The sequence below is a fragment of the Allobosea sp. RIT-PG3_2 genome, assembly GCF_057321085.1.
The window spans coordinates 266066-280140 of the sequence record NZ_JBXWCA010000004.1 but is presented as its reverse complement, the minus strand read 5'-3'; the positions used below and the strand labels follow the sequence as shown (position 1 = coordinate 280140).

The 14075-nt window shown below is 66.0% G+C and carries 14 protein-coding genes and 1 pseudogene; 5 read left to right on the top strand and 10 right to left on the bottom strand.

Features of this window, described 5'->3' with window-relative positions; translation table 11 throughout:
- Window positions 1–97 precede the first annotated feature (97 nt).
- Window positions 98–556, bottom strand: a complete 459-nt coding sequence (locus AC2FAN_RS14595; protein WP_265050636.1) for a Fur family transcriptional regulator — start codon at window positions 554–556, stop codon at window positions 98–100.
- A gap of 155 nt (window positions 557–711) precedes the next feature.
- Window positions 712–1719 (bottom strand): LLM class flavin-dependent oxidoreductase, encoded by a 1008-nt coding sequence (locus AC2FAN_RS14590; RefSeq protein WP_476807000.1) that lies wholly within the window; start codon window positions 1717–1719, stop codon window positions 712–714.
- Window positions 1720–1911: 192 nt separating this feature from the next.
- Here AC2FAN_RS14590 and AC2FAN_RS14585 point away from each other — a divergent pair, with 192 nt between their 5' ends.
- On the top strand, window positions 1912–2097 hold the full coding sequence (locus AC2FAN_RS14585; RefSeq protein WP_476806999.1) for a hypothetical protein: 186 nt from the start codon (window positions 1912–1914) through the stop codon (window positions 2095–2097).
- A 3-nt stretch (window positions 2098–2100) separates the two neighbouring features.
- Here the strand turns inward: AC2FAN_RS14585 and serA are convergent, their stop codons facing one another.
- The 3 genes from serA to AC2FAN_RS14570 form a co-directional block, all read right to left on the bottom strand.
- Entirely contained in the window at window positions 2101–3360 is a 1260-nt protein-coding gene (gene serA / locus AC2FAN_RS14580; protein WP_265050638.1) for a phosphoglycerate dehydrogenase, read from the bottom strand.
- 96 nt (window positions 3361–3456) lie between these two features.
- The gene (locus AC2FAN_RS14575; protein ID WP_485174974.1) at window positions 3457–3903 is read right to left on the bottom strand and encodes an NfeD family protein; all 447 of its coding nucleotides are present in this window, start codon (window positions 3901–3903) and stop codon (window positions 3457–3459) included.
- A gap of 7 nt (window positions 3904–3910) precedes the next feature.
- The gene (locus tag AC2FAN_RS14570) at window positions 3911–4891 is read right to left on the bottom strand and encodes an SPFH domain-containing protein (protein ID WP_485174972.1); all 981 of its coding nucleotides are present in this window, start codon (window positions 4889–4891) and stop codon (window positions 3911–3913) included.
- A 780-nt stretch (window positions 4892–5671) separates the two neighbouring features.
- Here AC2FAN_RS14570 and AC2FAN_RS14565 point away from each other — a divergent pair.
- Window positions 5672–5837 (top strand): annotated as a pseudogene (locus tag AC2FAN_RS14565) (IS5/IS1182 family transposase); the annotation flags it as partial.
- Here AC2FAN_RS14565 and AC2FAN_RS14560 read toward each other — a convergent pair.
- Both AC2FAN_RS14560 and AC2FAN_RS14555 read right to left on the bottom strand, forming a co-directional pair.
- A complete protein-coding gene (locus AC2FAN_RS14560; protein WP_485174970.1) occupies window positions 5828–6718 on the bottom strand; it encodes an NmrA family NAD(P)-binding protein in 891 nt (296 codons plus the stop codon). The pseudogene AC2FAN_RS14565 and the gene AC2FAN_RS14560 sit on opposite strands and share 10 nt — an antisense overlap.
- A 61-nt stretch (window positions 6719–6779) precedes the next feature.
- Window positions 6780–7484: a helix-turn-helix transcriptional regulator gene (locus AC2FAN_RS14555; protein WP_485174968.1), complete on the bottom strand. Its 705-nt coding sequence runs from the start codon at window positions 7482–7484 to the stop codon at window positions 6780–6782.
- Between the two features lie 346 nt (window positions 7485–7830).
- Between AC2FAN_RS14555 and AC2FAN_RS14550 the strand changes: the two genes are divergently transcribed.
- Window positions 7831–8772, top strand: a complete 942-nt coding sequence (locus AC2FAN_RS14550) for a LysR family transcriptional regulator (RefSeq protein ID WP_485174966.1) — start codon at window positions 7831–7833, stop codon at window positions 8770–8772.
- Here AC2FAN_RS14550 and AC2FAN_RS14545 read toward each other — a convergent pair.
- From AC2FAN_RS14545 to AC2FAN_RS14535, 3 genes are all read right to left on the bottom strand, one after another.
- Entirely contained in the window at window positions 8723–9460 is a 738-nt protein-coding gene (locus tag AC2FAN_RS14545) for an SDR family oxidoreductase (RefSeq protein WP_485175246.1), read from the bottom strand. The two genes, AC2FAN_RS14550 and AC2FAN_RS14545, sit on opposite strands and share 50 nt — an antisense overlap.
- A gap of 250 nt (window positions 9461–9710) precedes the next feature.
- The gene (locus tag AC2FAN_RS14540; RefSeq protein ID WP_485174964.1) at window positions 9711–10586 is read right to left on the bottom strand and encodes a LysR substrate-binding domain-containing protein; all 876 of its coding nucleotides are present in this window, start codon (window positions 10584–10586) and stop codon (window positions 9711–9713) included.
- Window positions 10583–11461, bottom strand: a complete 879-nt coding sequence (locus AC2FAN_RS14535) for a LysR family transcriptional regulator (RefSeq protein ID WP_476806991.1) — start codon at window positions 11459–11461, stop codon at window positions 10583–10585. Before AC2FAN_RS14535 ends, AC2FAN_RS14540 begins: the two co-directional genes overlap by 4 nt.
- A gap of 113 nt (window positions 11462–11574) precedes the next feature.
- Between AC2FAN_RS14535 and AC2FAN_RS14530 the strand changes: the two genes are divergently transcribed.
- Together AC2FAN_RS14530 and AC2FAN_RS14525 are read left to right on the top strand one after the other, a co-directional pair.
- Complete coding sequence (locus AC2FAN_RS14530; RefSeq protein ID WP_485174961.1) at window positions 11575–13101, top strand: ABC transporter substrate-binding protein; 1527 nt, start codon at window positions 11575–11577, stop codon at window positions 13099–13101.
- Window positions 13102–13137: 36 nt separating this feature from the next.
- Window positions 13138–14073: an ABC transporter permease gene (locus AC2FAN_RS14525; RefSeq protein WP_265050648.1), complete on the top strand. Its 936-nt coding sequence runs from the start codon at window positions 13138–13140 to the stop codon at window positions 14071–14073.
- The last annotated feature ends 2 nt before the right edge of the window (window positions 14074–14075 follow it).

Below are 14075 nucleotides of genomic sequence, written 5' to 3'. Positions count from 1 at the left end.
CGCGCCTCTCGTCTGATCCCGCGTTCATGGATTCCGGGCTCTTCGCTGACGCGAAGCCCCGGAATGACGGCGTGGTTCCGTCAAAACCCAGCAGGCGCTAGCTGCGCTTGCGCGGCGACGATTTTCTCACCGGCTGCTTCTTGCGGCCGTAGAGCTCGAGCCTGTGACGAACCAGCTCGTAGCCGAGCTCGGCCGCGATGCGCCGCTGCAGCTCCTCGATCGCATCCGAGGAGAACTCGATCACCTGGCCCGACTCGATATCGATCAGGTGGTCGTGATGCTCCTGGTCGGCATGCTCATAGCGCGAGACGCCATCTTCGAAGGCATGGCGCTCGATCGCGCCCTGCGATTCCAGAACCTTCATCGTGCGATAGACGGTCGAGAGCGACAGCGTCGGATCGAGCGCGAAGGCGCGGGTGAAGATGCCCTTGGCGTCCGGGTGGTCGTCGGCCTCCGCCAGCACGCGCAGGATCAGCCGCCGCTGCTGCGTCATGCGCAGCCCGGCCCCTTTGAGCTGGCTCTCGAACACGGCAATGCGCCGATCCACTTCGGTCATGTCACGGAGATACCGCGAACGCGCGGTTTTGCAAATTCCCCTATCTGATAATCACTCTCATTTGCATTTTTATTGCAAATGCATCTTCATCGCAGAAGCAAACATGTTGCGCGTGTTGCGCAACATAATGCGGTCCGACGACTGGCTGCGCAGCCTCAGGCTGCCCCGCGCACCCTGCCGAACTCCGACGCGATTCCCGCCACGAGTTCGAAGGAGCGCTTGCGCTTCTCATGGTCGAAGATCGGCGCCGTGATCATGATCTCGTCGGCGCCTGTCTCGCGCACGAAGGCCCCGAGCGAGCGCTTCAACGTTTCGGGTGAGCCGATGAAAGCGTAGCGCAGCATCTGCGAGACATGCGCCTTCTCTGCCGGCGACCAGTATTGCTCGATATCGTCGATCGGCGGCTGGAGCTTGCCGCGCGCACCGCGGACCATGCCGACGAAGCGTTGCTGCAGCGAGGTCGCCAGATGGCGCGCCTCCTCGTCGGTCTCGGCGGCGACGACATTGATGCCGGGCATCGCATAGGAGCTTTGCAGCTGCTCCGAGGGCTTGAAGCGCTCGCGATAGACCGCGAGCGCCTGCATCAGCGCATCCGGCGCGAAATGCGAAGCGAAGCTGTAGGGCAGGCCGAGTTCCGCCGCGAGCTGCGCACCGAACAGGCTCGAACCGAGAATCCAGAGCGGCACGTTGAGCCCCTCCCCCGGCACCGCGCGAATCGCCTGGTTCGGCCCCGCCGGCGCAAACAGCGCCTGCAGCTCCAGCACGTCCTGCGGGAAGCTGTCGGAGGACATCGGGCTGCGGCGCAGCGCGCGCAATGTCAGCTGGTCGGTGCCGGGCGCCCGGCCGAGGCCGAGATCGATGCGGCCGGGGAAAAGCGCCTCCAGCGTGCCGAACTGCTCGGCGATGACGAGCGGGGCGTGGTTCGGCAGCATGATGCCGCCGGCGCCGATCCGCATCGTGCTGGTGGCGGCTGCGAGCTGGCCGATCACCACCGAGGTCGCGGCGCTGGCGATGCCGACCATGTTGTGGTGCTCGGCCACCCAGTAACGGTTGTAGCCGAGCTTCTCGGCATGGCGGGCGAGATCGATCGACTTCAGCAGGGCCTCGCGCGGTCCCTCCCCTTCGACGACGGGAACGAGATCGAGGACGGAGATCGCGACCATGGCGGGTCCTGCTGGCTGGCGCCGGGAGGAAAGCCGGCGGGAAGACGTGGCTTCACCAGATGGGAAGGCTGCATGCCCGGGTCCAGAGGCACGCCCGCTTCCTCATGGCGCGCCTGCGCTGGCGTTCTGGCGGAACGGGCTCGGCTCTGCCGCGTTGCTCCTACAAGCCATCCACGCCGAAGGAGACCGACCATGACGACAACGGCCAATCCCGCCAAGGAAAGCCTGCGTCAGGAGCAGAAAGAGCAGCGCAAATACGCGCGCGAGCACGGCAAGGATGCCGAACTCAACCGGGCCTTGAAGGACACCTTCCCCGCCAGCGACCCCGTCGCGATACAGACGCCGATCAAGCCCGGCGCCAAGGCGAAGAAGACCTGACGCTCAATCGCGCTGGTAAAGCAGGCGGGCGCGGATCGTGCCGTCGAGGGCGCGAAGCTCGCGGAGGATGTCGCGCGCCTCGTCGATCGACACCCCGTCCGCTTCCATCACGACATAGCCGACCTCGCCGTCCGTCTGGTAATTCTGCGCGGCGATGTTGACCTGGCGGCTGGCGAAGACGTCGTTTAGGCGCCGCAGCATGCCCGGCACATTGCGCTGGACATGGATGAAGCGCGTGCCGATGGCGCGCGCGGGCAACTGCACCTGCGGGAAATTGACCGCGCCGACCGTCGATCCGACATCGGAATAATCGACGAGCTTGCGCGCAACCTCCGCGCCGATGCGCTCCTGCGCCTCCTCGGTCGAGCCGCCGATATGCGGCGTCAGGATCACGTTCGACAAGCCCTGCAGCGGCGAGACGAAGCGCTCGGCATTGGAGGCGGGCTCGACCGGGAAGACGTCAACCGCCGCGCCGGCGAGGTGCCCGCTCTTCAGCGCCGCCGCGACCGCGTCGAGATCGACGACGGTGCCGCGCGAATTGTTGATGAGATAGGCGCCCTTCTTCATCGCCGCGACCTGGGCCGCGCCGATCATGCCCGCCGTCTGCGGCGTCTCCGGCACGTGCAGCGAGACGATGTCGGCGACCTCGAGCAGGGCGTTCAGGCTCGTCGTCGGCTCGGTGTTGCCGTGGCGCAGCCGGTCGGTGTGATCGTGATAGACCACGCGCATGCCCATCGCCTCGGCCAGCGTCGAGAGCTGGCTGCCGATATTGCCGTAGCCGACGATGCCGAGCGTCTTGCCGCGCACCTCGAAGGAGCCGTTGGCCGATTTGTCCCAGCCGCCCTCATGCGCCGAACGCGAGCGATCGGGAATCCGCCGGAGCAGCATGACGATCTCGCCGATCGTCAGCTCGGCGACGCTGCGTGTGTTGGAAAAGGGCGCGTTGAAGATCGGCACGCCGCGCTGGCGCGCCGCCTCCAGATCGACCTGATTGGTGCCGACCGAGAAGCAGCCGACGGCGAAGAGCCGGTCGGCGGCGGCGAAGATTTCCGGGGTGAGCTGCGTGCGCGAACGGATGCCGAGGACATGCACGCCCTGGATCGCCTTGAGCAGCGCATCGCGATCGAGCGCCTTCGGCAGCCGCTCCAGATTGGCATATCCGGCCTGCTGCAGCAGCTCGACGGCGGAATCATTGATGCCTTCCAGCATCAGGACCTTGATGCGGTCCTTCGGAAGGGAAAGGCGTTCGCTGGGGCTGGTCATGGCTGCTGCGCTCGTGGAGGAGCGGTTGCTATAGTCCTCATGGCGCGGGAGGCAAACGCTTTCGGTTCGAATGCGCCGCGAAAGCGCAGCGCGGCGTCACGCCTTTTCGACCACGAGCGTCGCGCCGTCGACGCGCACCACCTTGACCTCGCTGCCCGCGAGCAGCTCCGGCCCGATGACGCGCCAGGAGGAATCGCCGACGCGGATGCGCCCCTCTCCGCCGGTCATCGTCGCCTCCAGCCGGAAGACCTTGCCGATGAGCTGGCGGCCGCGATCGTTGAGACCGGTCGCGGCGTCGGGCTCCTCGCTCCGGCGGCGTGTCAGCACGCGCCCCGCGGCGACGCAGGCGACCGCAAGGATCGCGAAGACGATTCCCGCCGCCTGCCAGCCGAGGCCGGCAATGCCGACGATCGCGCCGGTAATGAGCGCGGCGAGGCCGAGCCAGATCAGGAAGACGCCGGGCGCCAGCATCTCCCCGCCGATAAGGAGGAGGCCGAGGATCGCCCAGAGCCAGCCGCTATGGGTCATGAGCCAGTCGGGCATGATAGCCTCAGCCGCTTGTCCGGCCCGAGGCCGGAACCGTCCCCGGACCGCGGCGGGCAGCGGCGGCATCCTCGCCGAAGACGGCCTTGGTGAGCTGCGCGATGCCGCCGACCGTGCCGGCGAGCGCCGCGGCCTCGATCGGCACGATCACCACCTTGCTGTTGTTGCTGCTGGCGATCGCCTTCAGCGCATCGGTATAACGCTCCGCGATCAGGAAGTTGGCGGCCTGGATGTCGCCCTTGCTGATCGCCTCCGAGACCATGGCGGTGGCCGCGGCTTCCGCCTGCGCCAGCCGTTCCCGGGCCTCGGCATCGCGCAGCGCCGCCTCCTTGCGGCCCTCGGCGGCGAGGATCTGCGATTGCTTCTGGCCCTCGGCCTTGAGGATTTCGGCCTGCCGGAGGCCTTCGGCCTCGAGCACGGCAGCGCGCTTCTCGCGCTCGGCCTTCATCTGCCGGTTCATCGCGCCGGCGATATCGGCGGGCGGGAGGATATCCCGGATCTCGATACGCGTGACCTTGACGCCCCAGGGCGAAGCGGCGGCGTCCATGACGCGTAGCAGCCGCTCGTTGATCTCGTCGCGATGCGAGAGAAGCTGGTCGAGATCCATCGAACCGACCACCGTGCGGATATTGGTCATCGTCAGGACCATCAGCGCGTCGTTCAGCGAGGAGACCTCGTAGCAGGCCTTGGCAGCGTCGAGCACCTGATAGAAGGCGGCGGCATCGATACGCACGCCGGCATTGTCCTTGGTGATCGCCTCCTGCGAGGGAATGTCGAGGACCTGCTCCATCACATTCACCTTGTGCCCGATCCGGTCGATATAGGGCACGATCAGGCCCAAACCCGCGCTGAGCGTGCGGGAATAGCGACCGAAGCGCTCGACGGTATAGTTGTAGCCCTGCGGAACGGTGCGGACGCCGCGCGCGATCGTCAGGACGACCAGGGCAACGACGACGATGACGGCGATATTGTAGCCCGACAGATCCATTCCGCTTCCCCCGCGGCGCCCTTGCGCAGCCTCGTATCCAGACGGCGCCCAAACTGGCCGTTGCAGCCGGCGGATGCAAGCCGCAGACGGAACCGCCTCGTATCAGCCGTCATCCCTGGGTGACCCCGGGTCAACCCGGGAATCTGGGGCCGAATGGGGTTCCCGAGTTCGCGAGTTCTCTGTCGGGGTTCACGCATGCGTCTTCACCCGCCCGCGCTGCCGCACGAGCGTTTCGAAATATCGAGGGGCAGCGGAGCGCCGCGAGGCGCGGGGGTATCGGGCCGCTTCCATTGAGCCAGGATGCGGCGCGGAAGGATTGAGCCACCTTCCGCACGCCCCGTGGCGCTCCGCCTATCGGCGTTCTCATCTAGACTCCGGGCCGCGCTTCTTCAGCTCTCCGGTTCCGGTCCCGCTCGCCTCGACGCCAGTTCGGCACGGAACGCGCTGCGCTCCGCTTTGTCTCGTGCATCGGATGATCCCGAAAAGTGGTTCGCACTTCCCGGTCCGATGCCGGCCTCGTCGCGTCTCGGGTTGCAGAACCTTTCCCTTCGAGCCTCCCAGCGAGCTCCTCGCGCAGGGGCCGTAGTACCCCCAGAGCGGTGCCCCGAAGCCTCCCGGGACTGGCGTGCAAGGCCAGCCGCAGGCGCCGACCCCATCCCGCCACACGACATGCCTCCGGATGGCTGCCCCTCGGGGATGAGGTGGGCCGAGAATAGGCTTGGGTTGAAAGGGCGGGGATAAGTTTTGTGAGGGCGACGCAGCATCGCCGGCGTAGCAGGGCACGATCCAGCCCAGACGCGCCGGTCGGTGCGCGAGTATCACGACACTCGACGAGGTGGCCTGGGGCGCGGCCGGCGAAACGAAGCCGGAGTTTGTGGCACGTTCCGATCCGGCGGCGCGATGGACGGGAGCCCTGAAGGACCGTGCCTCCTTCGCCTATGCAACCACGGAGCCGTTTGGCAATTGTGCCCGCAGGGCGTCGACCAGCTCCGTCGTCCCATGGCGAAGCTCTCCGGCATTCGGCTCGATCTCTATCAGATTGCCCCTGCTGTGGGCGTCGTAAAGCTTGAACAGGAGTTCCGCAGTGCTCGCGCTCACGAGGCGCTCCAAGCTCTCCTCCCGTTGAGAGCGAGGGACGGCCCGAGCCTCGATCGGCCGGCCCAATAGCAGGCTCAGCGCGGCCGCCACATCATTGGGACTGTAGCGGCGCGCTCCTTCGGCATGGATGACCTCCAGCGCTTTCGGGGTCACACGCCTCGACAACAAATCTGCCGCGATTCGGCCGAGATCCCGGGCAGAGATCATCGGAAGCGGCTTGTCGACCGGCTCGTGAAAGCTGGGCAGGATGCCGGACGCCATGGCCATTGGGACCACGCGCGCCCAGCCTTCCATATGTTCGGCAGAACGCAGGAACAGCTTCTGGCCGGCGAATTGGCCGAGGCGCTCCTCGAAGGTCCGGAACATCGAGGGCATTCCGATGTCCTCGGCGACGTGAGCGCCATAATCCGAGATTGCCAGCACCCGTTGTGGACGCGCCTGCTTCAGGGCGGCGACGAGGCGTTCGATCGATCGTCGCATATCTCCGGCCGTGTCCATCGCTTGCGGCGACACCGGAAGGATGATCTGTACGGCTTCCGCCTCGGCAATCGCACCGGCAAGGGCTGTGGAATCCTGCAGATCGGCCAGCGCAACGTCGCAGCCGATCTCTGCGAGCCGCGCCGCCTTTGCCGGATCACGCAGGATCGCCCTGACCGGAAGGCCCGCCTCGCGTAGCGCCAATGAGGTTGAATAGCCGACCTTTCCGGCCGCGCCGACGATTGCGAACATGCTCGATTCCCTGATTGCGATGCGCAACGCTAGGCGATCGAGCAGGCGGCATCGCGCAGATTCAGGCCGATCCTTGCAATTTCGGCCGGAATTTGCGCGAGGGGCCAGCGATCTCGCCGGGAGTCTGGCCAAGAACGCGACGCATCGTCGAGGCCATATGGCTCTGATGCGCAAAACCGGTGGCCAGGGCGATCTCGCTGATCGGCATGGCCGTCGTGGCGATCAGCCCACGTGCATATTCAATGCGACGACGGATCACGTACTGATGCACAGACGATCCGGTGCTGTTTCGAAACAGGGACTTGAGACGCGTCGAGCTGATCCCCGTCGTTGCCGCCAGATCGGCGAGAAAAAGCTTCTGATCGAGATTCGCCTCGATGAACTCGGTCAGCATGCTCAGTTGGCGCGCGGACAACCTCGGCCCATCCGAGCCTTCCGCCTGGTGGCGACGGGCAGTGGCGATTTCGATCAGCCGGACCGCCAGCGCATTGGCGAGAAGATCGACGTAGAGCGGATCGGATGGCGTATCAGCGTCGAGATCCGCCTTGATGGCCCAACCTATCGCTTCGATCCGCGCATCACGAATCTGAAGCCGCGGAAGGAACTCGATCTTTGCGGAATCCTTTCCGAGTTCCCCCGCGACCTGCTCCAGCAGCGATGCATGAAAGCCCAAGCGCAGAATCCGGCAATCCCCGTCGTCCTCCCAGACGCCGTCGACTCCCGCCGGAACGAAATCGATATCGCCATGCTTCTGCAGGCGCCGCATTCGCAGGCCGCCGACAGAGCATTCCGCGTTTACCGGTGGACCAAAATGGATACCTATTCGGTGACGTTCGCTGGCGGGCGCTCGCGACACCCCGCGTGGGACATGGACGAGCGCGGCTTCGAGCGTGTGCCGCGCTCCTCCAGCACTCGAACCGAGAATCAGAGGCGACGGCTGCGGGGCGGAAAGGTTCATAGGGATAAGTTCGGATCTAGAGGTCGAGAATGCTACCCCCCTCAAGCTCCTTCGCGCTTGAAGACGGTGCGCCCCGGGGCGACACGAAGTTCCATGCCGGCGGCCGGAGATTCGTTATCGCGCCGGCAGGCGGCATGATCTACGCTGGCGGAATATGACCCCGCGCCTGCTCCAGACTTTCCTTGCCGTCGCGCGTTGCCGGACGGCGACTCGGGCGGCCGGCGAGCTCAACCTTGCCCAATCCAGCGTAAGCGACCAGATCCAGATCCTCGAGGATGAACTGGGGGTGCGCCTGTTCCAGCGCTCCAGGCAGGGCTTTCGGCTCACGACCGCGGGCGAGGCGCTGGTGCCTTATGCCCAGGACATTCTGACCACGACGGATGACGCATTGGCCGCGGTGAAGAGCGCGAGCCTCTCGGGCGATCGATCGCTGGTCATAGGCGCGCTGGAAACCGTTGCCCGGGAGGTTCTGCCGGCGCTGCTCGCGGACCTTCGGCAACACCGGCCCGAACTCCGGATACGCGTCGAGGTGGCGGGCAGCGATCATCTGTTGCAACGCCTTCTCGACGGCTCGAACGACATCGCTTTTTGCTTTCGCAAGGGCGCGCTGGATCAGCGTCTCGCCCGGCGGGAATTTGCTCGGGAGCCGCTGGTCATGATTGGACCGCCGGCCGCAGGAAGCGTGTTCGATCCTGCATCGGGGCCGGACGCGCTCGCTGCCCAGCCGTTCATCACGACCGAGCCCGGCTGCGTCTACCGGCATCTGTTCGATCAGGCCTGGCGCCGGGCCGGTCTGACGCCACCAAGGCCTGTCGCCGAAGTCGGCAGCATCGAGGCCATCGTGCGTCTGGTTGCGGCCGGCAGCGGCTATGCCCTCGCGCCCCGGATCGCGGCGCGGGAAGCGCTGGAGCGCGGTGCTGTCGTCGCGCTCCCATCGCCTGGATTCGAGCTTGCGGCGACGCTCGACATGGTATGGCGCCGCCGGCGCGTTCAGCCGCCCGGCCTCACGCTTCTCCTGGCCCGGGCGGGGCAGGCGCGGCGTTTTCTCAAACGAGACGATGACCGCCTTCGACGTGAAGAACCGTGCCTGTCGTGAAGCCATTGCCGATGAGAAAGGCCACGGCATCGGCGATATCGTCCGGCTGACCGACGCGACCGACCGGCAGACGTTCCGCCATCCCGGCGAGAACCTCGGCCTTGCGTTCGCCCGCCACGGCTTGCCAGATCGGCGTGTCGACCCAGCCCGGCGATACGGCATTCACACGGATCGGCGCCAGTTCGACAGCCAGGGCCCGGACGAGACCTTCCAGTGCCGCATTGATGGTCGCGATCACCGTTCCCCGGGCCATCGGCCGGTAGGCCGCGATGCCGGAGGTGAAGGTCAGCGATCCCTTGGGAGCGAGCTTCGGACTGCCGTATTTGGCAAGCAGGATGGGGCCGATGATCTTGCTGTCGATGGCGCGCCTCGCTGCATCCAGGTCCAGCGCGGGCAGCCTTTCGTAGGCGCCCGTAAAATCCGCGGCCGTACAGACGATATGATCGAGCGGCTCGCCGTTCGCGAACAATGCCCGCACCTCTCCTTCCGACGTGATGTCGGCCATCCGTGCCGCGAGCAGCGGCGAGGCCCGGAGGTCATCCTGCGCGCGCCTGAGCCGGGAAGCGTCCCTGCCGACGATCGTCACATGGTCGCCGGCCGCTATCAGCCGCCGCGCCAGGGCGAAGCCCATGCCGGAGCTTCCTCCCGCGATAAGGATGCGGCGCGGATTCGTGTCGCGATTGGTCATCTCGGTCTCCATTTCCGATCTCGCGGCTGTGTTCCAGCTTTCCGCGCTCGTTGGGAAACGGAAGGATCCGATGGTGTTATCGGCGATGCCGATCGAAGACGAAGGGGCTGGCGCCCTGAATGCCACCGGCAGCTCTTCTGTGGGACTGACGGTCAAGGCGGGCAACACGGCATGCGCCGGCTTCAATACCCGGCGGTTTTTTGATCGCATCGAGCGATCTCCACCGACACCGTCCGGGCGCCCCGTATCATCAGCGTTCCCGGACGATCTCTACGAAGCGGGCGGCCAATCGAGAAAGCGGCCTGCTGCGCACGGTCATGAGGCAGATCGTTATGGGAATATGAGGCTCGACGGAAAGCTGAACCAGCCCGTCGAAACGCTGCGCCTGCGTCAGCAGGCTGTCGATCAACGTCACGTCGCCAGGTCCGGCCAGGAGATGCGCCGCCGAGATGCTGTAGGGAACCGTCATGAAAGGTGCATATTCGAGCCCCTCCCTCTCATAGGCCTGTGCGATCAGCCAACCCAGCGGCGACTTCTCGCGATCGAAGCAGATCAGGCGACGCGCCCTGAGGTCATGCAGGCTGACCGTGCCCTGCTTTGCAAGGGCATCGCCCGTCCGGACCAAAGCGATGATCTCTCCTCCGGCAAGAGGTGTCAGCGCGATGTCATCGGTCACGCGCGGGGAGAACATCAAGCCGAGATCGGCCGTTCCGAGCGCTAGTTCCGTGGGCGCGTCGCCCATGATTAGCTCGACACGCGCCTGCGGGTATTCGCTCGTCAGCCGGCCCAGAGCGCGCGCAATGACGCCATGGCCGATACTGGGTGTCGAGGCGATGCGCAGCGGCGTCTCCTGGCCGGCACGCAGCCGCACTGCGACGTTCCGCAAGCCCAGCCATTCCTGCTCGACGGAATCGAGGGCCGCCATCAGGGCGCTGGCCTCGGCGCGCAGGGTCAGACGGCCATCGCGTCGCTCGAAGACGAGGACGCCCAGGCTCGCCTCGCTCCGCGCGACGATCTTGCTGATGGCCGACTGCGTAAGGTTGAGCTGGCGTGCGGCCTCCACCGTCGTGCCGCACCGATGGACGGCGCGCAAAACGGCGGCGTGTGCGGGCGTGAATTGCGTCATTGCTGCGGATTCTCCTGCAGATGGGCCAGCAGCACCCGCGCCGCGCGGTCGAGCGCAACGCCCTGCCGATGATGGGCATAGGCTGTCACCAGAGGACTCGCCTCGAGCGGGCGCACGGCGAGCCCTTCGACGAGATTGCTGCTGATGACGAAGCCATCGACGAGCGCGATGCCAACGCCTTCGCGCGCCAGATGGCAGGCCGTGTCGGTATGGCGGACCGTGATCGCGATGCGATCCGCCAGCCCTATCCCGCTGAGAGCCTCCTGGAAGCTGTCGCGGGCGCTCACGCCATCCGGGCCGTAGCTGATCAGCCGGGCGCCATCGAGATCACCGCGCGAAATGGTTGCGCGGGCAATAAGCGGATGTTCGGGCGACAGGACACAGACCAGGGGACTGCGCCGCAGCGCCACATCCGCGATCGTCTCGCGCGACATCGGTCCATAGGAGATGCCGAGATCGGCTTCCCCCGCATCGAGATGCTCGCGGACGTGATCGAACATGATCTCGACGGCCGCGGCCTCGTCGAGGCTGCGTCGGGTCTGCTTGATTGCCGGCGGCAAGATGCTGTGAGCAAGGCCCGGCACCGTCGCCACCCGCAAGCGATCGGCCATGCCGACCCGGATCATGTCCGCCTCGTGCCGCGCGCGCTTGAGCACGCCGAACAGGGATTTCGCATGCCTCACCAGGAGCTGCGCCTCCGGCGTCGGCACGAGCCGGCCCTGGATAGTCGTGGCGAGGCTGAGCTCCAGCTCCTGCTCGGCCTGCTTGAGCGACTTGATCACCGCCGACTGGCTGATGCCGAGGCCCTGCGCCGCCTCGCCCGTTCCGCCGAGCCGCACGAACGCATCGATTGCGAGCAGCGAGCCGAGTTTCATCTCTATTCCGCCTGGTTGGTAAACCTGCCGAATGTTTCATTGGCAGGAATAGGATGGCTCATGGAAGGATGCAAACCGCCGACGCAGAGCGGCCAAGGAATCAGGGGATCGGTATGACCAAGCTTCGTTCGATGATTTCGGCTGGCGCGCTCGCGCTGGCGCTCAGCGCCCCGGCTCTCATGGCCGCGCCCTCCGCCGTTCTCGCCAAGGGCACGTTGCGGCTGGCGCAGACGCAGGATCTGGTTTCGCTCGATCCCATCGCAACCAGTGACAACGCCTCGATCTACGCACAGCTCCTGATCTTCGACACGCTGCTGCGACCGAGCAAGGACGCGACGAAGCTCGAACCCGGTCTGGCCGAGAGCTGGAAGGTCAGCGACGACGGGATGACCTACAGCTTCAAGCTGCGCCAGGCGAAATTCTCGGACGGCACACCGGTAACGGCCGGCGACGTCGCCTTTTCATTGAAGCGCGCCGGAAGCGACGCCTCGAGCTGGAAGCGCTTCTTCTCCGGCATCGACGTGATCGAGACGCCGGACGATCGCACCGTCGTGCTGAAGCTCAAGAAGGTGTTCACGCCGCTCCTCAACAACCTCGCGCTGTTCTCTTCCGCGATCCTGCCGCAGAAGGCGTTCGAGGCGGCAGGCGACAAGTTCTTCGAGAAGCCGATCGGCAGCGGCCCCTTTACCGTGGCAGCCTGGAACAAGGGCCAGGGCCTGTCGCTGAAGAAGAATGCGAATTACTGGCAAGCCGGCAAGCCCGACCTCGACGGTGCCGAGCTGATGGTCATCCCGGAAGGCAACAGCCGCGTCCTGAAGCTGCAGGCCGGCGAGGTCGACGCCGCCATCGACATTCCGCTCAACCAGCTCCAGGCGCTCGGGCGCGACGGCAAGATCAAGACGGCGGTCGCGAATGTCTTCCGCACCGATTTCATGCTGATGAACACCAGGAAGAAGCCGTTCGACGATCTTCGCGTGCGGCAGGCGCTGAACTACGCGATCGACAAGGACGGCTTGGTCAAGGCGCTGCTCTACGGCACCGGCAAGGTCTCGAATTCGCCGATGCCGCCGATGGCCTATGCCGATGCCGGCCTGAAGCCCTACGCGCACGACCTCGCCAAGGCCAAGGCCCTGCTGGCCGAAGCCGGCTACAAGGACGGTTTCAAGACCTCGCTGCTGGTCGATTCCAGCCGTCCGCTGCACCGCCAGCTCGGCCAGGCCCTGCAGGCTGCGTTGAAGCAGATCGGTATCACCGCCGATATCCGCCTCGTCGAGGGCGGCACGCACTGGACCACGACCAAGGCGGGCGACTACGAGATGGCCGTCGCCTATGCGACCAGCGACACGATCGACCCTGACCAGCTCGTCGGCTTCCTGCTCGTCAATCCCGAGCGCGCGAACGCCTATCACACCGAATGGAAGAGCGAGCGGGTCAACGAGCTCTACGACAAGGAGCGCGTGACGGGGGACGGGCCGGAGCGCGGCAAGATGTTCCAGGAGATCATCAAGCTCGCCCATGACGGCGCGCCCTCGGTCTTCCTGTTCTATCCCGGCACCTCCTATGCCTATCGCAGCAATGTCGAGGGCTTCGAGGTTCTGCCGACCTCGAACTTCCGCCTCGAGGACGTCAAGCTGAAGTAAGGGAAGGGCATCTGCGCGCCCGCCTTCCTGCCCGCCATGCTCATCTATATCGTCAAGCGCCTCGTCCAGCTGGTGCCGGTTCTCTTCGGCATCACGCTGGCCTGCTTCCTGCTGCTGCGCGCCCTTCCCGGCGACCCCGCGACGCTGCTTCTCGGCGCGCGCGGCGGCGCCGAGGAGATCGCGCTGATGAAGCAGCGGCTCGGCCTCGACCTGCCGCTATGGCGGCAATACCTGCTCTTCCTTGCCGATATCGGCTCGGGCAGTCTCGGCCGCTCGGTCGTGCATGCCCGGCCTGTGATGCAGCTCGTGCTCGAGCGGCTGCCGGCAACGCTGTGGCTCGTCGCCTACTCGACGACGCTTGCCGTGCTGATGACCGTGCCGCTGGCCCTCTGGTCGGCGATGCGGCGTGGCGGGCCCGTCGATCTGGCGATCAAGCTCGCCTTCACCATCGTGATCGCGATGCCGTCCTTCTGGCTCGGGCTGATCTTCGTCATCCTGTTCGCGATCTGGCTGCCCTTGTTCCCGACCTCGGGCTATGGCGACGACCTGCTCTCTCGTCTGCATCACACGACTTTGCCAGCGCTCGTTATCGCGCTTGCCACGGCCTCCCTGACCATCCGCAGCCTGCGCAGCGCCATCCTCGGCGTGCTCGGCTCCGACTACGTCACCACCGCGCGCGCCAAGGGCGCGGGCACGGGCCGGCTGATGGGCGTCCATGTGCTGCCCAATGCGCTGATCAGCTCGATCTCCGTGCTCGGCGCCCATACGAGCTGGGTGATCGGCGGCACTGTGGTGATCGAGACCGTCTTCGCGCTGCCCGGCCTCGGCTCGCTGTTCGTCGAGTCGATCTTCGCCCGCGATTATCCGCTGATCCAGGGGCTCACCATCGTCTTCGCCGTCCTCGTGGTGCTGATCAATCTGGCGACCGATCTCGCCTATGCGCTCGCCGATCCGCGCATCAGGCTGGAGTGAGC